This window comes from Bacillus sp. HMF5848 (assembly GCF_003944835.1).
Taxonomy (GTDB): Bacteria; Bacillota; Bacilli; order Bacillales; family HMF5848; genus HMF5848.
This window is the reverse complement of record NZ_RWIV01000001.1, coordinates 2877233-2897883: the sequence shown is the minus strand read 5'-3', so window position 1 is coordinate 2897883 and position 20651 is coordinate 2877233. Positions and strand designations below refer to the sequence as shown.

At 36.7% G+C, this 20651-nt stretch carries 21 protein-coding genes and 1 other annotated feature; of the genes, 19 read left to right on the top strand and 2 right to left on the bottom strand.

Annotated elements, in window-relative coordinates:
* The first annotated feature begins 3 nt into the window (after positions 1-3).
* The 18 genes from EJF36_RS13930 (at position 4) to EJF36_RS13845 (ending at position 17235) form a co-directional block, all read left to right on the top strand.
* Positions 4-966 (top strand): PhoH family protein, encoded by a 963-nt coding sequence (locus EJF36_RS13930; RefSeq protein ID WP_125906899.1) that lies wholly within the window; start codon positions 4-6, stop codon positions 964-966.
* Positions 967-1354: 388 nt separating this feature from the next.
* Positions 1355-3442, top strand: a complete 2088-nt coding sequence (locus tag EJF36_RS13925; protein ID WP_395940637.1) for an HD family phosphohydrolase — start codon at positions 1355-1357, stop codon at positions 3440-3442.
* A complete protein-coding gene (ybeY, locus tag EJF36_RS13920; RefSeq protein ID WP_125906897.1) occupies positions 3439-3909 on the top strand; it encodes an rRNA maturation RNase YbeY in 471 nt (156 codons plus the stop codon). The genes EJF36_RS13925 and ybeY overlap by 4 nt, the downstream gene beginning before the upstream one ends.
* The gene (locus EJF36_RS13915) at positions 3893-4282 is read left to right on the top strand and encodes a diacylglycerol kinase (protein ID WP_125906896.1); all 390 of its coding nucleotides are present in this window, start codon (positions 3893-3895) and stop codon (positions 4280-4282) included. Before ybeY ends, EJF36_RS13915 begins: the two co-directional genes overlap by 17 nt.
* 175 nt (positions 4283-4457) lie before the next feature.
* Complete coding sequence (locus tag EJF36_RS13910) at positions 4458-4868, top strand: cytidine deaminase (RefSeq protein ID WP_125906895.1); 411 nt, start codon at positions 4458-4460, stop codon at positions 4866-4868.
* Positions 4849-5754 carry a GTPase Era gene (era, locus tag EJF36_RS13905; protein WP_125906894.1) on the top strand — a complete coding sequence of 302 codons (906 nt, stop codon included), beginning with the start codon at positions 4849-4851 and terminating at the stop codon, positions 5752-5754. The genes EJF36_RS13910 and era overlap by 20 nt, the downstream gene beginning before the upstream one ends.
* 111 nt (positions 5755-5865) lie before the next feature.
* Complete coding sequence (locus tag EJF36_RS13900) at positions 5866-6009, top strand: YqzL family protein (protein WP_125906893.1); 144 nt, start codon at positions 5866-5868, stop codon at positions 6007-6009.
* A gap of 40 nt (positions 6010-6049) precedes the next feature.
* On the top strand, positions 6050-6796 hold the full coding sequence (recO, locus tag EJF36_RS13895; RefSeq protein ID WP_125906892.1) for a DNA repair protein RecO: 747 nt from the start codon (positions 6050-6052) through the stop codon (positions 6794-6796).
* Between the two features lie 76 nt (positions 6797-6872).
* Positions 6873-7049, top strand: a binding site (T-box leader).
* Positions 7050-7131: 82 nt separating this feature from the next.
* Positions 7132-8514 (top strand): glycine--tRNA ligase, encoded by a 1383-nt coding sequence (locus EJF36_RS13890; RefSeq protein WP_125906891.1) that lies wholly within the window; start codon positions 7132-7134, stop codon positions 8512-8514.
* A 169-nt stretch (positions 8515-8683) separates the two neighbouring features.
* On the top strand, positions 8684-9331 hold the full coding sequence (locus EJF36_RS13885) for a helix-turn-helix transcriptional regulator (RefSeq protein WP_125906890.1): 648 nt from the start codon (positions 8684-8686) through the stop codon (positions 9329-9331).
* A 16-nt stretch (positions 9332-9347) separates the two neighbouring features.
* A complete protein-coding gene (locus EJF36_RS13880) occupies positions 9348-10157 on the top strand; it encodes a pyruvate, water dikinase regulatory protein (RefSeq protein WP_125906889.1) in 810 nt (269 codons plus the stop codon).
* A 471-nt stretch (positions 10158-10628) separates the two neighbouring features.
* Positions 10629-11099 carry a YaiI/YqxD family protein gene (locus EJF36_RS13875; protein WP_312028284.1) on the top strand — a complete coding sequence of 157 codons (471 nt, stop codon included), beginning with the start codon at positions 10629-10631 and terminating at the stop codon, positions 11097-11099.
* A gap of 36 nt (positions 11100-11135) precedes the next feature.
* A complete protein-coding gene (gene dnaG, locus EJF36_RS13870) occupies positions 11136-12953 on the top strand; it encodes a DNA primase (protein ID WP_125906887.1) in 1818 nt (605 codons plus the stop codon).
* A gap of 31 nt (positions 12954-12984) precedes the next feature.
* A complete protein-coding gene (gene rpoD / locus EJF36_RS13865; RefSeq protein WP_125906886.1) occupies positions 12985-14118 on the top strand; it encodes an RNA polymerase sigma factor RpoD in 1134 nt (377 codons plus the stop codon).
* A 129-nt stretch (positions 14119-14247) separates the two neighbouring features.
* Positions 14248-14787, top strand: coding sequence for a hypothetical protein (locus EJF36_RS13860; RefSeq protein WP_125906885.1), 540 nt, complete (start codon positions 14248-14250; stop codon positions 14785-14787).
* A 140-nt stretch (positions 14788-14927) separates the two neighbouring features.
* Positions 14928-15302: a cytochrome c550 gene (gene cccA / locus EJF36_RS13855; RefSeq protein WP_125906884.1), complete on the top strand. Its 375-nt coding sequence runs from the start codon at positions 14928-14930 to the stop codon at positions 15300-15302.
* A 101-nt stretch (positions 15303-15403) separates the two neighbouring features.
* On the top strand, positions 15404-16120 hold the full coding sequence (locus EJF36_RS13850; RefSeq protein ID WP_125906883.1) for a tRNA (adenine(22)-N(1))-methyltransferase: 717 nt from the start codon (positions 15404-15406) through the stop codon (positions 16118-16120).
* Positions 16117-17235, top strand: coding sequence for a Nif3-like dinuclear metal center hexameric protein (locus tag EJF36_RS13845; RefSeq protein WP_125906882.1), 1119 nt, complete (start codon positions 16117-16119; stop codon positions 17233-17235). The genes EJF36_RS13850 and EJF36_RS13845 overlap by 4 nt, the downstream gene beginning before the upstream one ends.
* 82 nt (positions 17236-17317) lie before the next feature.
* Here the strand turns inward: EJF36_RS13845 and EJF36_RS13840 are convergent, their stop codons facing one another.
* Both EJF36_RS13840 and vrrA read right to left on the bottom strand, forming a co-directional pair.
* A complete protein-coding gene (locus EJF36_RS13840; protein ID WP_125906881.1) occupies positions 17318-18262 on the bottom strand; it encodes a 4-hydroxy-3-methylbut-2-enyl diphosphate reductase in 945 nt (314 codons plus the stop codon).
* A 137-nt stretch (positions 18263-18399) separates the two neighbouring features.
* Positions 18400-19029 (bottom strand): VrrA/YqfQ family protein, encoded by a 630-nt coding sequence (gene vrrA / locus EJF36_RS13835; protein ID WP_125906880.1) that lies wholly within the window; start codon positions 19027-19029, stop codon positions 18400-18402.
* Positions 19030-19294: 265 nt separating this feature from the next.
* Between vrrA and EJF36_RS13830 the strand changes: the two genes are divergently transcribed.
* Positions 19295-20599 (top strand): DEAD/DEAH box helicase, encoded by a 1305-nt coding sequence (locus EJF36_RS13830; protein ID WP_125906879.1) that lies wholly within the window; start codon positions 19295-19297, stop codon positions 20597-20599.
* Positions 20600-20651 lie beyond the last annotated feature (52 nt).

Genomic DNA, 20651 nt, shown 5'->3' with positions numbered 1-20651 from the left:
AGAATGTCCGAAGAATTGACAACAATACAAATTACATTACAAACCCCAAATGAAGCAATAGCGCTATTTGGAAACCATGATGCACATTTAAAGTTATTAGAAAAAGAACTACTTGTCTCTATCGTAACAAGAGGAGAAGCAGTTAGTGTGTCAGGAGACACAGACAAAGTAAAACAGGTTGAAGATATTTTTCATCAATTGTTACATGTTATCCGGAAAGGAATAGCCATCAGTGAACGAGATGTTATGTATGCTGTTGGTATGGTTAAAAACGGTACACTGGAATATTTTGATGAATTATATGAAGAGGAAATCGCGAAAAATGCGAAAGGTAAGTCTATTCGTGTTAAAACGTTAGGGCAACGAGAATATATCAACGCTATAAGAAAGTACGATTTAACTTTTGGCATAGGACCTGCAGGAACTGGTAAGACGTACTTAGCCGTATTAATGGCAGTTAATGCCCTAAAAGCTGGCTCTGTAAAAAGAATTATATTAACAAGACCGGCCGTTGAAGCAGGTGAAAGCTTAGGATTTTTACCAGGTGATTTAAAAGAAAAGGTTGATCCTTACTTAAGACCATTATATGATGCCCTTCATGATGTTTTAGGAAATGAACAAACTGTAAGACTTATTGAAAGAGGCACTATTGAGATTGCACCGCTTGCCTATATGCGCGGTAGAACACTTGATGATGCATTCGTTATTTTAGATGAGGCACAAAACACAACGCCAGCTCAGATGAAGATGTTTTTAACACGTCTTGGATTTGGATCGAAGATGGTTATAACTGGTGATATCTCACAAGTGGATTTACCAAAAGGTGTTAAATCTGGGTTAGCAGTAGTAAGAGAATTGTTAGCTAACGTAAAGGGGATTTCATTTATTACGTTAGAACAGTCTGATGTTGTGCGACATCCACTTGTTGCGAAGATTATTAAAGCATACGACGAGGCGAGTTTGTAACATATAGAAATGTACGTTAGTTTTTTGTTGAGAAGGCGAATTTAAGATGCACATATCGGAAGTTATTATAACGATAACTTCGGGATAATGGGCTGTCCCAAAAGTAAAATGCTTGGTACCTTTTAACAATGTCAATTTTCTTGTATGATATTGAGAGGGGCCAGTGTTTTAAGCGCTTTTAGGGACAGCCTATTTGTAATATCTCAAAATGGAACATAGTATAGACAAACGGTATTTTTAATAGAAGGGATGGTAGTATTAATGCCTTTTACATAATAGGCATAACAATACGAATATCATGAGCATTGTGAGCCGTTTTCAAAAGCTAATTAAACAGACTATTGAGGTCCGCTTTTTACCAATAATTATTTTAGCACTAGTATTTACTATGATGTTTTTTTTAATGTACGAAGATGTTAAACCTGAACGCCTTTTAGTGAAGCCGTTTTCCAAAGCAGAGCATACGATCTATTCACCGATCACTGTTACAGATCATGACAGTACGATAGAAAAAAGACAAGCAGCATCTCAAACAGTAGAAGATATTTTTACATTAAATCAAGAGTACGCCGCAAGTCGTGTGGAGCTCGTCCGATCAATATTTGATGCGTTGTTAGATGTAAAAGAAAAAGAAATGCTAGAAGAGACTCTTGCGGAGGAGGGTTCGGAGCAGCAAAAACTAAAGGATGAGGCTGTTTCTATACAAGAGCAGCTGACAAAACTACGTACGAAGTTAACTGATGAAACATATAACGAACTCTCAGGTGATGTGTTAACTAGCTTTTTAAAAGCAACGGAAAGTGAATTGGAAATTACTAAAGATGTAACAATAACTGCAGTAAATAACATTATGAATGAGCGGATAACAGTTGAAAATGTTGACATTGCTAAACAAAAAATTGAGCGAGAATTGAGTTATTCCGGTATTCGTGACGAATTAAAACAAGCATCTATTGTTCTCGGTAAATTTGCTATCGTCCAAAACGTATTTTTTGATGCTGAAGAAACAATCCTTCAACGGCAAAAAGCGATGGACTCAGTAGAACCGGTTCGTATTTTGGAAGGTCAAGTAATCGTGAGCGAAGGAGAGACTATTGACCATGATATATTGCGTCAGCTTGAATTAGTCGGTTTAGTTAGTGAAGAGTCAACATTTCGTCCTTATGTGGGGCTAGCATTAGTGTTATTATTAACTCTTGCACCAATTATTTATTATTTTTATAAATCAAAGGAGCCAGCAAATAAAAAACGATCTCACGTACTGCTTTTTGGTATTGTTGTAGGGATAACCTTTGCCATGATGAAAACAATAAGTTTATTTGAACAGATGAATTATTCTTCAATTGGCTACGTAGTACCTGTTGCTATGGGAGCACTTTTAATAAAGATATTAATAAATGAGGAACTTGCTATATGGACGGTTGTACTTTATGCTGTTGCAGGTAATATTATGTTTAATGAAGGCCTAAACAACTCACTGAATTTTTCAATTGGCTTATACTATTTAGCGAGTGGTCTTGCGGGCGTATTATTTCTAAATAAACAAAACCGCAAAACTAGAATACTTCAAACTGGTCTTTTTATTGCTATTGTAAATATTTTGGTGATTATTGCGCTTATGTTTTTGAAAAATACATCTATGTCGTTATTTACGTTGTCTTATCACTTAGTAATGGCTATTGTATCCGGAACAGTTTCTGCTGTACTAACGTTAGGGTTGCTACCATTTTTTGAAGCTGGTTTTAAATTGTTATCTCCAACAACGTTATTGGAGCTTTCTAGCCCTAATCATCCTTTGTTGCGCAAGATTTTAATGGAAACACCAGGTACGTATCACCATAGTGTCATGGTAGCGAATTTATCAGAGGCAGCATGTGAAGCTGTTGGAGCAAATGGATTATTGGCAAGAGTAGGTGCTTATTACCACGATATTGGTAAAACTAAACGTCCCCAGTTTTTTATTGAAAATCAACTAAATATTGATAATCCACATGATAAGCTCTCACCACAGGTGAGTAAAAATATCATCATTGCTCATGCGACTGATGGTGCTTCCATGTTAAGGAATCATCGCATGCCAAAGGAAATCATCGATATAGCTGAACAGCATCATGGTACTACTTTGTTGAAATATTTTTACCATAAAGCAACGCAATCAGGCGATCACGACATACAGGAAGACGACTTTAGATATCCAGGTCCGAAGCCACAGACGAAGGAAGCTGCTATAGTGTGCATTGCTGACAGTGTAGAAGCAGCTATTCGCTCTTTATCAAATCCTACTCCAGAAAAGATTGAAGAAATCATTAGAGGGATTATTAGTGATAAACTTCAAGATGGCCAGCTAAATGCTTGTGACTTAACTTTAAAGGATTTAGATATTATTGCAAAAACATTAATTGAAACAATTAACGGGATGTTTCACTCGCGTATTCAATATCCTGAGTTAGTAAAAAAGAAGGTGAAAGAGGCATGACACTATCAATAGACATACATGATGAAACGAATGAGGTTACATCAGAAGACAAAAAGGTGTTAATGGCATTGCTGCAGGAAGCTGCTAGGTCTGAAAGCTTTGTAGATGATGCCGAAGTATCAATAACTTTTGTTGATATTGAGACTATTCAACAAATAAATAAGCAGTATCGAGGAAAAGATAAGCCAACAGATGTTATCTCATTTGCTTTAGAGGAGCTGGGTGAAGGGGAAGTCGAGCTAGACCTGATTCAATCACAGCGGGTTCTTGGTGATATTATCATCTCAGTTCCTATAGCAGAGCAGCAGGCTAAAGAATATGGTCATTCCTTTCTTCGGGAGTTAGGGTTTTTAACGGTGCATGGATTTTTACATCTTCTAGGCTATGACCATATGACCGAAGAGGATGAAAAGGTTATGTTCAAAAAACAAGCAGATATTTTATTAGGCTATGGACTCACGAGATAACAAAATCAAAATAATACATCGTTTGTTAAACAGTTTTTTGTATGCAGTTCAAGGGTTGCGAGAAGCATTTAAAACAGAGCTTAACCTTAGAATTCATGTAGTAGTAGCGTTGTTTGTGATCTTAACAGGAGTTACTATCGGGATAACAAAAACAGAATGGATTATTATTGTTGCACTAATAGGAGGTATGATCTCAGTTGAATTAATGAATACGGCTGTTGAACGGACGGTTGACTTAATTACGAGTGAGTTTCATCCTCTTGCAAAACAGGCTAAGGACATTGCCGCTGCTGCCGTAACGGTGTATGCTGTTACAGCTGTCATAATTGGTGTTATAATATTTGCACCATATCTCATTTTAATAATACAATAATACAAACCTAGAGTTTTTATTGTTGTGATTAGAATTAATGAAAATATGTTAGTGAATTCTTACGATTTGATTACAATTTGAAAACTAGGCGTGAAAATGTTGGGAAAATTCGGTAAAATGAATATACATACTATTTGCAACTATTCATTATTGTCTATTTGAAAGGAAGAGACCCGTGAGTATTAACGACCTAATAAACGAAGCATTAAAGGCCAGAAACAAGGCTTATGTACCTTATTCTAAATTTGCAGTGGGAGCAGCACTTCTTACTGATAACGGGGATGTAATTCATGGCTGCAATATCGAAAACGCTGCATACAGTTTATGTAACTGTGCTGAGCGAACTGCACTATTTAAAGCATATTCAGATGGTATAAAAACATTCCAAATGATTGCAGTTGTTGCAGATAGTGACCGACCTGTTCCACCTTGTGGCGCATGTCGACAAGTAATGAGTGAATTATGCCCTCCAAATATGAAAGTAGTACTTGCCAATACAAAAGGTGACATCACAGAAACAACAATAAAGGACCTATTACCAGGTGCTTTTTCGATGGAGGATTTAAATGACGAATCAAAAGTATAAATCAGGATTTGTATCTATTATTGGCCGCCCCAATGTAGGGAAATCCACTTTCTTAAATCAGGTTATTGGTCAAAAAATAGCGATTATGAGTGACAAACCACAAACAACACGAAATAAAATTCAAGGTGTATATACAGAAAATGATGCTCAAGTGATATTTATCGACACACCTGGAATCCATAAACCTAAGCATAAGCTAGGAGATTTTATGGTTAAATTAGCCGAAACATCATTGCGAGAAGTGGATATAATCTTATTTATGATCAATGCAGTAGAGGGCTTCGGAAAAGGTGATGAATTCATAATTGAACGTTTGAAGAACGTGAAAACACCAATCTTCTTAGTCATTAATAAAATTGATCAAATTCATCCGGATCAACTGCTACCTATTATTAAACAATACATGGAAAAGTATCCGTTTGCAGAAGTTGTCCCAATCTCTGCGCTTGAAGGGCATAATGTTGAAACCTTACTTTCTACCATAAAAAAAACATTACCGGAAGGACCGCAATATTATCCCGCTGATCAAGTGACAGACCATCCAGAACGTTTTGTAATTGCCGAGTTTATTCGTGAGAAGGCGCTACATTTAACACATGAGGAAATTCCTCATTCGTTAGCAGTGGTTCTTGAGAAGATTGAGACACGCGAATCAGGACAGATATACGTTGCTGCCACCATAATAGTGGAACGGAGCTCACAAAAAGGAATCATTATTGGTAAGCAAGGTAGTATGTTAAAAGAAATCGGTAAAAGAGCTCGGAAAGATATTCAGGCGCTGTTAGGCTCCAACGTATATTTAGAGTTATGGGTTAAGGTGCAAAAGGATTGGAGAAATAAAATGACTCAACTTCGCGATTATGGATATCGTACAGATGAATATTAGATTTATTAGAAAAATTTAGGCAACATGATTTTGCTGTGACAGGGTCATTATAGATAATAAGACTTGGGAAAAAGCAACGCTGGTAAATACTACAAAAAAGGTGGGGTTTTTATGTTAGATTTTACCTGGAAGGTATTTGAGCAAACAGGTAATGTAAACACATATCTTCTCTTTAAGCAAATGGAGCAGGAGAGATTTGAAGGACCCGAAGACAACGAATGTGAACTAGCAGAGGCTGAACTCCCGTTTTCTTAACATCATCGCCCTGTAGCTAAGCTTATGGATGGTGATTGTATTGCTTCAAAAGTGTGAAGGTATTGTAGTTCGAACTACAAATTATGGCGATACAAATAAAATAGTAACTTTGTACACACGTGAGTTTGGTAAGGTTGGTGTGATGGCAAGAGGTGCAAAGAAGGTTGGTAGTAGACTCTCTTCCGTTACCCAACCTTTTACATATGGATATTTTTTAGTCCAAGGTGGAAATACAGGACTCGGTACTCTCCAGCAAGGAGAAAGCATTACACCAATGCGTTATATTCGTGAAGATATCATAGCAACTGCATACGCATCATACATAACTGAACTGTTAGACAAAATAACAGAAGATAGAAAATCAAACCCATATGTCTTTGAAATGCTTTTACAAGCATTGCAGTACATCAATGAGGGACTTGATGCCCAAATCATTACTCATATTTTTGAACTTAAAGCTTTGGGGATTATGGGGATTCAACCGAACCTTGATAGTTGCTCTGTGTGTGGGGAACAGGAAAGTACATTTTCATTTTCAATACGTGAGGGTGGATTTCTTTGTGAACGTTGTAGTCCACAAGACCCTTATCGACTTAATATAAGCACAAATACTGTGAAGTTGTTGAGGATTTTTTATTATTTTGATTTAAACAGATTAGGAAATATCAATGTTAAAGAGCAAACAAAGAAAGAATTAAAAGCAGTTATAACAGCATACTTTGATGCGTATAGTGGTCTTTTTCTTAAGTCAAAGAGGTTTTTAGACCAGCTAGATAAACTTATGTAAATAAAAAGAAGGATATAACTATGTGTCCTGTTGACATTTCTAGTGGAACGTAATAAAATTCTAATTAAAATTTGAAAGTACGGCTATGAAGGAAAATAGTAAATGTCCTCTTTTATGTAAGCGAGCCTAGGGTAGTGGAAGCTAGGCGATAAAATGACATGGAAGGCGTTCCGGAGCTAGTAATGAAAAAGAGGTCTTCATTACATATGGAGGCAAATAGGGTGGAACCGCGGGAAATACTCTCGTCCCTATGTCAAACTTTTTTTGGCATAGAGATGAGAGTTTTTTTATTGCCGAAAAATAACCTTAATATTTAACATAAGGAGAGAAGAAGAATGACAGTAACTATGGAGCAAGTTGTCGCACACGCGAAACATCGTGGTTTTATATTTCCGGGTTCAGAAATTTATGGTGGTCTCGCGAATACATGGGATTATGGACCACTAGGAGTTGAATTGAAGAATAACATTAAAAAAGCGTGGTGGAAAAAGTTTGTTCAAGAATTACCTTATAATGTAGGGCTAGATGCGGCTATCCTTATGAATCCTAAAACATGGGAAGCGTCCGGCCATATCGGAAACTTTAATGACCCAATGATTGATTGTAAAAGCTGTAAAGCCCGCCATCGCGCCGATAAGCTTATTGAAGAGGCTGCATTAGCTAAAGGAGACGAAATCATTGTTGATGGCTTACCTTTTGAAAAAATGGCAGAGTTAATTCAAGAGTACAACATCGCTTGTCCTGAGTGCGGTGCGCACGATTACACTGATATCCGTCAATTTAATCTAATGTTTAAAACATTCCAAGGAGTTACGGAGTCTAGTACAAATGAAATATACTTAAGGCCTGAAACAGCTCAAGGTATATTTGTAAACTTTAAAAACGTACAGCGTACAATGCGTAAAAAACTTCCATTTGGTATTGCTCAAATCGGTAAGAGCTTTCGTAATGAGATTACACCAGGGAATTTCACATTTAGAACACGTGAATTTGAACAGATGGAGTTAGAATTCTTCTGTAAACCTGGAGATGAGCTAGAGTGGTTTAAATACTGGAAGAATTACTGTCATAATTGGTTATTATCACTAGGGTTAACTGAAGAACACATTCGACTTCGTGACCATTCTTCGGATGAACTTTCACATTACAGTAATGCTACAACAGATTTAGAATATAAGTTCCCATTTGGTTGGGGTGAGTTATGGGGAGTGGCTTCTCGAACAGATTTTGATTTAAAACAACATATGAATCATTCAGGTGAAGAGTTCCTTTACCATGACCAGGAAATAAATGAAAAGTATGTACCATACTGCATAGAGCCATCTCTTGGAGCGGATCGCGTAACTCTTGCATTTTTAATTGATGCATACGAGGAAGAACAGTTAGAAGATGGCACAAGTCGCACCGTTATGCGTTTACACCCAAACCTTGCGCCTTTCAAAGCAGCTGTATTACCTTTATCAAAGAAACTATCAGAAGGTGCAACCAATGTTTATAGTATGTTGGCACAAAACTTCATGATAGACTATGATGAATCAGGTTCAATAGGGAAACGTTATCGCCGTCATGATGAAATTGGTACACCGTTCTGTATCACTTATGATTTTGATTCTGAACAAGACCAATCTGTAACAATTCGCCATCGTGACTCAATGGAACAAGAACGCATTGCCATTGCTGACTTAAAAGCTTATCTAGAAGAAAAAACACAATTTTAATGAATGAGAGTGCAAAGCTAGCTTTGCGCTCTAAACATGTATTTCCTTTTACGAGTATAATTTTGTGAATATTTAGTAGCGTAGATCTTACTAAAAATGAGTAAACGAGACAGCGAGACGGCACATTCTTTAGCCTCAAATGCAGTGACTTAAGCTTTTCTTATATAAGGTGGTGAGGAAAATAGAACTTAATAAACGTCAAGAAAAAATACTGCAAATTGTTAAGGAAAACGGACCTATTACAGGAGAAAGCATCGCAGATCAACTCAATTTAACGCGTGCAACATTGCGACCAGATCTTGCTATATTAACGATGGCCGGATATTTAGATGCAAGACCTCGGGTGGGGTATTTTTATACAGGTCAGTCAGGTGGGCAATTGTTGTCTGGTAAGATAAAAAAAATGAAGGTTAAAAGCCATATGTCCATCCCTGTTGTTGTGTCAGAAAATACCTCTGTGTATGACGCAATAGTTACGATGTTTCTTGAGGATGTTGGTACATTATTTGTAGTAGATGAGTCTTCTATACTTGTTGGTGTTCTGTCACGAAAAGATTTATTACGGGCGAGCTTAGGAAAACAGGAGTTAGCTAGTATTCCAGTAAATATTATCATGACAAGAATGCCAAACATTACAATGTGTGAAAAAGACGATCTATTAATTGATGTGGCAAAGAAATTAATTGATAAACAAATTGATGCGTTGCCAGTTGTACGTTTGTCTGATGATGGCTATGAAGTAATTGGGCGAATTACAAAAACGAACACGACAAAGGCTCTTGTAGCTTTAGCGTCTGAGGATGTAATACTCGAATAGAAATGGGGGAAGCATAATGAGTCAACCTATTGTGTATGTTGTGTCAGACTCAGTCGGTGAGACGGCAGAGTTAGTGGTGAAGGCTGCCGCTAGTCAATTTAGTGAAACTGAAGTTGTTATTAAGCGCATTCCATATGTAGAAGACTTAGGAACGATTTCGGAAGTAATATCCTTAGCGAAAATGAATAATGCTATAGTTGCGTTTACCATCGTTATACCTGAACTACATAATTTTCTTATTGATGAAGCTAAGAGAGCTGGTGTGATCTGCTACGATATTATTGGACCTTTAATTGAACAGATGAGCAATTCATATGGATGCTCACCTCGCTATGAACCGGGTCATATACGTAGACTAGATGATGATTATTTTAAAAGAGTAGAGGCTATTGAGTTTGCAGTTAAATACGATGATGGCCGTGATCCTAGAGGTATTTTACGAGCAGATATCGTGTTAGTAGGTGTGTCACGAACATCAAAAACACCACTGTCTCAATATTTAGCTCACAAGCGTCTCAAAGTAGCAAATGTACCATTAGTACCAGAAGTAGATCCACCTGAAGAATTATTTGAAGTTCCGAAAGAGAAATGTTTTGGGTTGGTCATTAGTCCTGAGAAACTTAATTATATTAGAAAAGAGCGTCTCAAGTCTTTAGGGTTAAATTCAACAGCAAGCTATGCTCATATTGAGCGTATTGAAGAAGAACTAAAATACTTTAATAAAATTGTCGAGCGATTAGATTGTCAAATTATAGATGTAACGAATAAAGCTGTAGAAGAAACAGCTAATATTATTTTAAGCATACTTAATAAAAGATTGAAATAACATAGGAAACGGGCCGTTTATTTTTTAACCGCCCGTTATTCATTGTCTATGTTTATTTTTTATAAGTAAACAAATCATAATTGCGTTAATTATTTTATCGGATGAAAAGTAATAATAAATGTACTATTCAATAGTTGTTCAAAGTATCATAACGACGTTTATCATAATTTTTTTCCTTTTTGAAAAATATGTGTATAAGTTAAGAGAAAATGGTAGCGATATGCAAGTTAATGTATTATAATAAAAAATTGTGATTAATTTTATATTTATAGGTTTAGACTTCTCTATGAACGAATACACTATTTATAGAGATATGTCAAGAGGTAAAATCAAAAAGTGTTTTTTTCGTTACTATGTCGACTTGCCAAAATGCAAAAATAAGACATAGTTAATCAGAAGACGAGTGGGTCTAACCACCCCTAATGTGATGAAGTTTTTAGCCAAAAGAAGGATTTCTGGGAGTGATGTAGAATAATCAAAGATGAAACGACTTCTATTATAGTTGACGCAGATGCTTGTCCGAGTAAACAAGATATAGTCAATGTCGCACGTACATACAATGTGAAAGTGTTCTTTGTCGCTTCTTATGCGCATATGACGGACAAAGATTTAGGTGGACAGTGGATTTGGGTGGATTCTAGTAAGGAGTCAGTTGATTTGTATATTATTAATCATGTTAAGAAGCATGATATTGTGGTCACACAAGATATTGGCCTCGCTAGTATGATTGTATCGAGACATGTTTATTGTGTTTCACCAAGGGGAAAAGTATATGATGAAAAAGAAATGGATACTATCCTTGAACTACGTTATGCCGGCTACAAACAAAGACGTCAAGGGGAAAGAACAAAAGGACCTAAACGCTATACAGAACAAGACCGGCAAAATTTGCTACACTCACTCGAAAAAATTTTGTCGAAACTTGCAGGAATTCAACAGTAAACATCGAATTCTACATGTACGACGGAGATGTTTGCTATGAATAATCGAATTCCAGAAGAATTAATCGAAAAAATACGTACACAGGTTGACATTGTAGATATCATTGGTGAATATGTTCAATTGAAGAAACAAGGTCGAAATTATTTTGGACTTTGTCCTTTTCACGGTGAAAATACACCTTCTTTTTCAGTTGCTCCTGATAAGCAGATTTATCATTGCTTTGGTTGTGGAGCTGGTGGGAACGTAATTAGCTTCCTAATGAATATCGAAGGACTGTCCTTTACTGACAGTGTGAAACAACTAAGCTTAAAGACAAACGTTGACATATCAAGTTACGTTTCTGGTGTTCAGACGAATGAAGCGTCTCACGTTTCATCTGATAAAGATGATATGGTCAAAGCTCATCAACTCTTAAAGAAATTTTACCATCATTTGCTTGTAAATACAAAGGAAGGCGAAGAAGCTTTACAATATTTATTAAATCGTGGTTTTTCTAAATCCATGATTGATGAATTTGAAATCGGCTTTGCTCTACCATCTCGTGATATGGTTGTGAAGTTTCTATCTGGACATGGTTTTTCACTTGAAAAAATGTATGAAGCCGGATTAATTACAAAAAGAGAAGCTGCAGACGTATACTTCGATCGGTTTCGTAATCGTATCATGTTTCCTATTCACGATGCTCATGGTAGTCCCGTTGCGTTTTCAGGAAGAATATTTGGCGATGGTGAGCCTAAGTATTTAAATAGTCCTGAGACAAAGCTCTTTAACAAGCGAAAGATTATATATAACTTTCATAATGCACGATTAGCAATTCGCCAAAAGGAACATGCTGTGTTGATGGAGGGATTTGTTGATGTAATATCATCTGTATCAATTGGGGTTACAGAGGCTGTTGCAACAATGGGAACTTCACTTACAGATGAACAGGCGAAGGCAATTCGACGTACAACCGAACAAGTCATTATTTGTTATGATGGTGACCAAGCTGGTTTAGAAGCTACAGTTCGTGCTGCACAAACCTTGCAGTCTGTTGGATGTACCGTAAGAGTTGCAACGTTACCAGAAGGTTTTGACCCCGATGACTACATTCGAAAATATGGTGGAGAAAAATTTGTTGACCATGTAATAGGGGCCCATGAGACTTATATGTCTTTTATGCTTAGGTTTTTAAAAAGAAGAAAAAACCTACAAGATGAAGGAGATAGAATAGCTTATATCGAAGAAGTAATTCAAGAAATAAGTAAACTAACCTCTGAATTAGAGCATAATGTATATATACAACAGCTTGCAAAAGACGTAAAACTATCTGAGGACATTTTAGAAAGACAACTAAAACAAGTCTTATCCAGAAGAGATTCAAAATCAAAGCAAGAGAAAAAAGCACCGACAAATAGACCCCTTGCTTATGTATCTCGTGGAAAGTTATTTCCTAAGCATTTAACAGCTGAACGTTTTTTATTGGCTCATATGATGAGAAATGCTGATATTGCTGACAGGGTAAAAGAGCAAATAGGTGGAGCATTCTCAAATGAATATCACAAAGCCATTGTAACTTATTTGTATTCTTATTATGAGACTGGTCATGAAGCCGATATTAGCAGTATTCTTCAGCACATTAAGGATGATAACATACGCAATGTTGCGAGTGAAATAGCAATGATGTCAATTAATGAAGAACCATCACAACAAGAACTCTCTGATTACATGAAGCAAGTGCATATTCATCATAAGATGGAAGTAATCAAGGAAAAAGAAGACGAAAAGCGTATCGCAGAACGTGAGAGTAATTATGTTAGAGCAGCAGAGATTGCTATGGAAATTATTAAGCTAAAGCAATTATTAAAAGGATGATGCTGCAATGGAAATGGAAGGAGGGAACATTTTGGCTGAAAAACAAACTCACTCCGGAGAATTAGAAACGGAAGTAACAATTGATCAAATAAAAGAACAATTGATGGAACAAGGAAAAAAACGTGGCCGTCTAACGTATGAAGAAATAGCCGAAAAAATGTCTAGCTTTGAATTAGATTCTGAACAAATGGACGAATATTATGAGTTCCTAAATGAACAAGGGGTTGAAGTATTAGGGGCAGCTGATGTAGAAGATGACGAAGATGACCCTGCAATAATTGACTTGTCCAAAGAAGAAGAATTCGACCTAAATGATTTAAGTGTTCCACCAGGGGTGAAGATTAATGACCCTGTCAGAATGTACTTAAAAGAAATAGGCCGTGTACCATTATTATCTGCAGAAGAAGAAATTCAACTAGCGAAGCGAATAGAACAAGGTGATGAAGAAGCAAAACGTCGTCTTGCAGAAGCGAACTTACGTCTGGTTGTAAGTATAGCGAAGCGTTATGTGGGAAGAGGTATGTTATTCCTTGATTTAATTCAAGAAGGAAATATGGGTCTTATTAAGGCTGTTGAAAAATTCGATTATGACAAAGGATTTAAATTTAGTACGTATGCGACTTGGTGGATTCGTCAGGCGATTACAAGAGCAATTGCCGATCAAGCAAGAACTATTCGTATTCCCGTGCATATGGTTGAAACAATTAATAAATTAATTCGTGTTCAACGACAGCTTTTACAAGATTTAGGTCGTGATCCCTCACCAGAAGAAATTGCTGAAGATATGGATTTAACGCCAGATAAAGTAAGAGAAATTTTGAAAATAGCGCAAGAGCCCGTTTCTTTAGAAACACCTATCGGAGAAGAAGATGATTCACACCTCGGTGACTTCATTGAAGATCAAGATGCTACATCTCCATCTGAACATGCTGCTTATGAGTTATTAAAAGAACAGCTTGAAGATGTATTGGATACTTTAACGGACCGTGAAGAAAACGTGTTGCGCCTTCGTTTCGGTCTAGATGACGGTCGAACTCGTACTCTTGAAGAAGTAGGAAAAGTATTTGGAGTAACGAGAGAACGTATTCGTCAAATTGAAGCGAAAGCACTCCGTAAATTGAGACACCCAAGCCGAAGCAAACGTCTAAAGGATTTCCTAGAATAACATTTACAATTTGTAGTTTACTTCTTACAATAGGGGTAGACTATTTTTTTTGTAAAAATTAGTTAAGCTTTATGTGAATGTAAAAATATAACTTACATGATCGTAAAACTTACATTCGGAGTGAGATGTTTGGATAATTCACGAAAGCAAATTATAATTCATGAAATTACATATTGGAAACAATCAAAACTTTTGCCAGATCATTATTGTGATTTTCTTCTTGCTCTATATTCGGAAGGTGAATACAAAGAAGAAGCGCCAAAGAAGCAAGTATTCTCAAGTAAGGAACTATTTACATATATATGGCTCTTTGTAAGCATTGCTTTTATTCCAATTACAATACTTGTCAACTATTTTACAAAATGGCCTCTACAAATGCAAATGGGCCTTGCTATTGCTTTCATTGTAATGACAATGACGGCGGCTATTATTGGAAAAAGAAACAAATATTTTTTTCATGTATCTATAATTACAACAGTTCTTTTAATATTTCTATTGTGTGTAGGAATCGCTGTCACACTTTTCCCAACCAATAATTATGTGCTAGCATCTGTTGTTTTAGGTAACTGTTTAGCATGGATTCTTTTCGGGATACGTTTAAAGGTACTATACTTTGCGTTTTCAGGTGCAGTAGGATTTGTTGTTGTGTTTTTGTTAATGTTTATGTAATTAATTTCTCTAAAAAAACTGTGGCAAAATAGTGAAAAAAAATTCTTTTTGACTTTCAGAATAGTAATATTTACAGTAAAATAAGAATTGTTGTTATAATATAACTGTAATCGTTTAACAGTACATAAGGGGGATGCGAGATGAATAGAAATCCATTGCTAGGTTTTGGTTTAATTATGGTTCTTGGAGTAATCTTAATGGTTGTAGTTTCCTTTGTAGGAAATAGCAATTACAAGGAATTAGCCCTTGAGGCAGAAGGTGGCAAAGCTACAGAGGAGCAAGCAGGGGATACTGAAGCAGCATCACCAGATGCAATCTATGCAAAAAGCTGTATAGGATGTCACGGTCAAAACCTTGAAGGTGGAGTAGGGCCGAAGCTTGATGATATTGGCAGTCGATTAACAGCAGAACAGATTCAAGATGTCATTATAAATGGTCAAGGTACAATGCCTGGAAACTTAGTAGGGCCTGCTGAAGCAGAAGCACTAGCAAATTGGCTTGCAGAGAAAAAGTAAACAAAGATTAATACGACCAAGTCCTTTGCATTTGTGAAGGACTTTTTTTATACTACATAAGTACATAAGAAAGAAAAATAATCTATGATTGGTGATATGAAATGAGTGAAATTCAAATTTCTAAACGCTTGCAAATGATCGCATCCTATATTCCGAAACAAGCAATTCTCGCTGACATTGGTTCAGACCATGCTTATTTACCTAGTTATGCAATTAAAGAAAATTTGTGCAAACAAGCAATAGCTGGAGAAGTCGCAGAAGGTCCGTTTCAATCTGCTGTTCAGCAAGTTAAATCATTACAATTAACGGACTACATACAAGTGCGAAAAGGAAACGGTCTACAAGTAGTCAATGAAAAGGACCACGTTAACTGTATAACAATTGCTGGTATGGGAGGTAGCTTAATTAGAACTATATTAGAGGAAGGAAGAAATAAGCTAACAACTGTAGAGCGATTAATACTCCAACCCAATTTAAACGCAAAAACAATTCGTGAGTGGCTATACAACGAGAATTGGGAGCTTAAGCATGAAACCATACTTGAAGAGAATGGACATATATATGAGATTTTAGTAGCAGAGCGAGGAGACCGTGATGCTGCCTATAAAGAAACGCATAAACAAGCAGGGTTATTGTTAGGCCCTTTTTTGCTAAAAGAGAGAAATGACATATTTTTAAAAAAATGGAGAGAAGAAGAACGTCAATACTCAAAGATATTACAGCAACTTGAACAGGCAAGTTCATCAAATGAGGTAGAGCGCAAACGTGCTGAAATTAAAGATATTATAGAAATTATTAATGGGGGGCTTTTGAAGTGAAGGTTGCTAACGGATATGAAATAATTCAGCAATTCGAAAAAATTGCTCCGAAGTCATTGGCTTATGAAGGAGATAAAATTGGACTTCAGGTTGGAACATTAAATAAACCTATAAAAAAAATAATGGTAACGCTTGATGTAGTAGAAGACGTTATAGAAGAAGCGGTGCAAAACGATGTTGATTTAATCATTGCACATCACCCGCTCATTTTTCATCCATTAAAGAGCATCGTCACTGATCATGCTCATGGTCGAATTATTGAAACGTGCCTAAAGCATGACATTACTATTTATGTAGCCCATACTAATCTTGATATTGCATACGGTGGCGTCAATGATATGTTAGCCGACGCGTTAGGACTTACCAACACAGATGTTTTAGTTGAAACATCACACGAAAGCTTACAAAAGCTTGTTGTATTTGTCCCAAAGTCTCACGCAGAGAAGGTCAGAGAGGCTCTAGGAGACGCTGGTGCGGGTTATATTGGCAATTATAGCCACTGTACATTCCAAACAGAGGGAACGGGTACTTTCAAGCCTAACAAAGATGCATCTCCATATATCGGAGAGAGTGGGAAACTTGAAATGGTGGAAGAAGTGCGAATCGAAACAATTATACCTACTCAAATAAAATCCAAGACTTTAAAAGCGATGCTGAATGCTCATCCATATGAAGAAGTAGCATATGACATTATACCGTTAGAAAATAAAGGAAAAACATATGGATTAGGTAAGATAGGCTATTTACAAGAAGAAATGACATTAGCTCAATTTGCTAGTCATGTGAAAGCTGCTTTTTCGGTGGATGGAGTACGCGTCGTTGGTGACTTATCATCTACAGTACGAAAAGTGGCAGTAGTTGGCGGTGACGGTAATAAATATATATCTAAAGCTAAATTCAAGGGCGCGGATGTTTATGTAACAGGAGATATGTACTTTCATACTGCTCATGATGCTAAAATGCTAGGCTTATCCATTGTAGATCCTGGTCATCATGTTGAAAGCATAATGAAGCAAGGTGTGACAGATTTAATGTCCAACATTTTCAAAATAAATAAGTTCGACGTAGAAATATTCCCTTCAGCAATTAACACAGATCCGTTCCGTTTTTTATAAATATCCTATCCCATAAAATACAGGCACTCAGAAGATTCTGAGTGCCTTATAACTTCACTTACATATTGCTATATTGTAACAACTAACTTTTTGTTTTAATTTTCGGTAGTATTTTATTTAAAGGCACTTTACGTTCAAGAACCCAAGTAGAAGGGTCATTCTCATCATATTGATCTAAAAAAGTGATAACTTCTTTTGTTATAGGCGTTGGGGTGGAAGCACCTGCGGTCACAGCAACTTTTTTAACACCTTTAAGCCATTCAAGCTTTAATTCTGAAATATCACCGATTCGATACGCCTTCGTACCTGCAATTTCTTCTGAAACTTGAGCTAGCCGATTCGAGTTATTACTTTTCGGGTCACCGACAACAATTGTAAGATCGACTTCCTTAGCTTGCTCAGCAACTGCTTCTTGTCGAATTTGTGTTGCGTTACAAATTTCTTTATGCATTTCAGCATGAGGGAACTTCTTTTTGACATGCTCCATTATGTCTAATACGTCCCATTGACTCATCGTTGTTTGATTAGTGACAATAATTTTGTCATGTTCAAGCGTCAATGCATTTACATCCTGTTCGGTTTGAACAAGGTGAACTATTTCAGGTGCAACTCCTACAGCACCTTCAGGCTCTGGGTGTCCTTTTTTACCAATATATATGACATGGTAACCTTCTGCTTTTTTTTGACGAATTAAATTGTGTGTATTAGTTACATCCGGACAAGTAGCATCAATCGTTGTTAATCCTTTTTCTTTTGCACGAGCAATAACCTCTGGAGAAACGCCGTGTGCTGTAAAGATAACAGTCCCCTTATTAATCTGATCCAGAATTTCAAGGCGATTGTTACCGTCTAACGTAATAATACCTTCCTCTTCAAATGCCTGTGTTACATGTGTATTATGAACAATCATTCCAAGAATATAAATGGGTCTTGGTAGATTTGGATCAAGTGAAGCATTTCTTGCTATGACCATCGCATCTACAACGCCATAGCAGTACCCACGTGGTGCAATTTTAATGACCTCCATAAACTTCCTCCTTTAGTAGGTTCATGGCTACTTATGAATCTTCTAACCTCATTATATTATAGCCTACTAAGGACAATTATACAAAAACCTAATGGGTCAAAAACATATTTTACTGTGTCTTTATATTGTAAATAGACTTACACATATAATTTAGGCTTAGAGATGCCTTTTTCGTTAGGAGAGGTAAGCTCTTCCTCTTTTCTAGAAGTTTCATTCTTCTTCTCAGCATTTGTTTTAACCTTTTTCTTTTTTCCTGTCGGCAAATCACGATCATCAGAAACGACTTCCGTTGTTTTTTCTGAATCGCTATCATCGGGACTTTTTAACTCACGATATATTTTCCACATGGCAGGTATATTTCTCACAAGTGGACCGTATTGCTGCACCATTGGACCAACCTTTTCAGCAGTTGCTAGTGCCTTTTGTACGTTTCCAAGCATTTGACTAATGTTAGTAGGGTTTGTTAGTCCTTGAAGAGTGGATGGGTTTCCTAACTGTTGTAACGTATTTGCTGAGTTCCCCACTCCTTGCATACCTTGCATAAGTGATCCAAAACCTCTCATTGACCCTGATTGCCCAGGGAATGATGCCATTTGATTTGCAGTATTAGCTGGATTTTTTCCGAGTATCCTTGATAAAATCCCTCCTAAGCCACGTTGTTGTCCCATTTGCCCCATTTGTCCCATTCCTGCTTGCATACCGGCACGCATCGGAAACTGACCAAAGCCTTGCGAATTCATTGGTGGCATTGGACGTCCTTGAAACATATGTCTTCCCTCCTCTAAACATCTAATATAGAAGTTAGTTTTGTAGTCGTAATTAATGTATGCCAAATTGAATGAAAATGTTATGTGTTAAAAAGTTAGGCATGAGGCGTAAAAACATAACATATTTGTGTCGAATATTTGTTAATCCTAATGGTTTCTCATGTATACTAGCTAGCACAATAGAGTTGACTTCGTTATAATGGGTAAGGATGAAAATACATGAAATGTGGGAAAGTATTAGTAAAATTTGTGAGGAGTTAAAAAAATGTCATTTACATCATTCAAATTAAAATCTTATATACAAGAAGCTACTGAGTCATTCGCCTTCAAGCAGCCAACTGAGATTCAAGAAAAAATTATTCCAATTGCTTTAAACGGGGAGAGTGCTGTAGGCCAGTCACAAACAGGAACAGGTAAGACGCATGCATTTTTGCTACCAATTTTTGAAAAGCTGAAGCCAGAGCGACAAGAGGTACAAGCTGTCATCACAGCCCCAACCCGGGAGTTGGCACAGCAAATTTTTACAGTTGCTGAAAAGATAGCAGCTTTTTCGGAAGCACCTATTGATGTGCGACTATTTGTCGGTGGAACAGATCGTTTAAAGACTATTGATAAACTTAAAAAACAGCCACATATAGCAATAGGTACACCGGGTAGAATTAACGACATGGCTGTTGAGCAAGCATTACATGTACACACGGCAACGACATTAGTTGTTGATGAAGCAGATTTAATGTTTGATCTTGGTTTCATTGAAACAGTGGATAAAATTGCTGCTCGTATGCCAAAAGATCTTCAGATGCTCGTTTTCTCAGCTACGATTCCAGAAAAACTACGTCCGTTCTTAAAGAAATATATGGAGAATCCGACATATGTACACATTCAACCTAATCAAAAATCTGCTTTAAATATTGAGCACGTATTAGTACCATTGCGCACGAGAAATAAAACGAAGTTATTATTCAATTTGTTAAATGCATACAATCCATATTTGGCAATTGTCTTTACAAATACGAAGCAAAAAGCGAACGAAGTAGCGGATGCTTTGACGGAACAGGGTTTAAAAGTAGGATTAATCCATGGAGATTTGCCTCCACGTGAGCGGAAGCGTGTCATTAAACAAGTAAATGAGTTAGAGTTTCAATACGTTGTTGCAAGTGATTTAGCTGCACGAGGAATTGATATTGAAGGGGTCAGCCACGTTATAAATTATGAGCTGCCAACAGATTTAAACTTCTATATTCACCGCACTGGTAGAACAGGAAGAGCAAGTATGTCGGGTGTTGCGACGACTGTATATGAACCAGCAGACGAAGATGCTATTGTGCAACTGGAAAAAATGGGTATAACATTTAGCCATACTGATTTAATAAACGGTGAATGGAAGGACCTTGGTGAATTCAATAAGCGGTCGAAACGAAAGAAAACGGAACAAGTCGACCAAGTTGCAAAAAATCTTGTGAAACGGCCTAAGAAGGTGAAGCCGGGCTATAAGAAAAAGATGCAGCGCGAGGTAGAGAAGTTAAACAAAAAAAGACGTAGAGCCGCTTCTAATCGTGGTAAAAAGTAAGAGGTATGTTTTGTCGAAAAGTGAAACTGTATGGTAACATATGAAACATGAA

Excerpts from the sequence above, each read along its gene's own strand:
- EJF36_RS13930 (WP_125906899.1), top strand. The coding sequence starts at position 4 with ATGTCCGAAGAATTGACAACAATACAAATTACATTACAAACCCCAAAT.
- EJF36_RS13925 (WP_395940637.1), top strand. The coding sequence starts at position 1,355 with ATGATGTTTTTTTTAATGTACGAAGATGTTAAACCTGAACGCCTTTTA.
- ybeY (WP_125906897.1), top strand. The coding sequence starts at position 3,439 with ATGACACTATCAATAGACATACATGATGAAACGAATGAGGTTACATCA.
- EJF36_RS13915 (WP_125906896.1), top strand. The coding sequence starts at position 3,893 with ATGGACTCACGAGATAACAAAATCAAAATAATACATCGTTTGTTAAAC.
- era (WP_125906894.1), top strand. The coding sequence starts at position 4,849 with ATGACGAATCAAAAGTATAAATCAGGATTTGTATCTATTATTGGCCGC.
- EJF36_RS13900 (WP_125906893.1), top strand. The coding sequence starts at position 5,866 with ATGTTAGATTTTACCTGGAAGGTATTTGAGCAAACAGGTAATGTAAAC.
- EJF36_RS13890 (WP_125906891.1), top strand. The coding sequence starts at position 7,132 with ATGACAGTAACTATGGAGCAAGTTGTCGCACACGCGAAACATCGTGGT.
- EJF36_RS13880 (WP_125906889.1), top strand. The coding sequence starts at position 9,348 with ATGAGTCAACCTATTGTGTATGTTGTGTCAGACTCAGTCGGTGAGACG.
- dnaG (WP_125906887.1), top strand. The coding sequence starts at position 11,136 with ATGAATAATCGAATTCCAGAAGAATTAATCGAAAAAATACGTACACAG.
- cccA (WP_125906884.1), top strand. The coding sequence starts at position 14,928 with ATGAATAGAAATCCATTGCTAGGTTTTGGTTTAATTATGGTTCTTGGA.
- EJF36_RS13850 (WP_125906883.1), top strand. The coding sequence starts at position 15,404 with ATGAGTGAAATTCAAATTTCTAAACGCTTGCAAATGATCGCATCCTAT.
- EJF36_RS13840 (WP_125906881.1), bottom strand. The coding sequence starts at position 18,262 with ATGGAGGTCATTAAAATTGCACCACGTGGGTACTGCTATGGCGTTGTA.
- vrrA (WP_125906880.1), bottom strand. The coding sequence starts at position 19,029 with ATGTTTCAAGGACGTCCAATGCCACCAATGAATTCGCAAGGCTTTGGT.
- EJF36_RS13830 (WP_125906879.1), top strand. The coding sequence starts at position 19,295 with ATGTCATTTACATCATTCAAATTAAAATCTTATATACAAGAAGCTACT.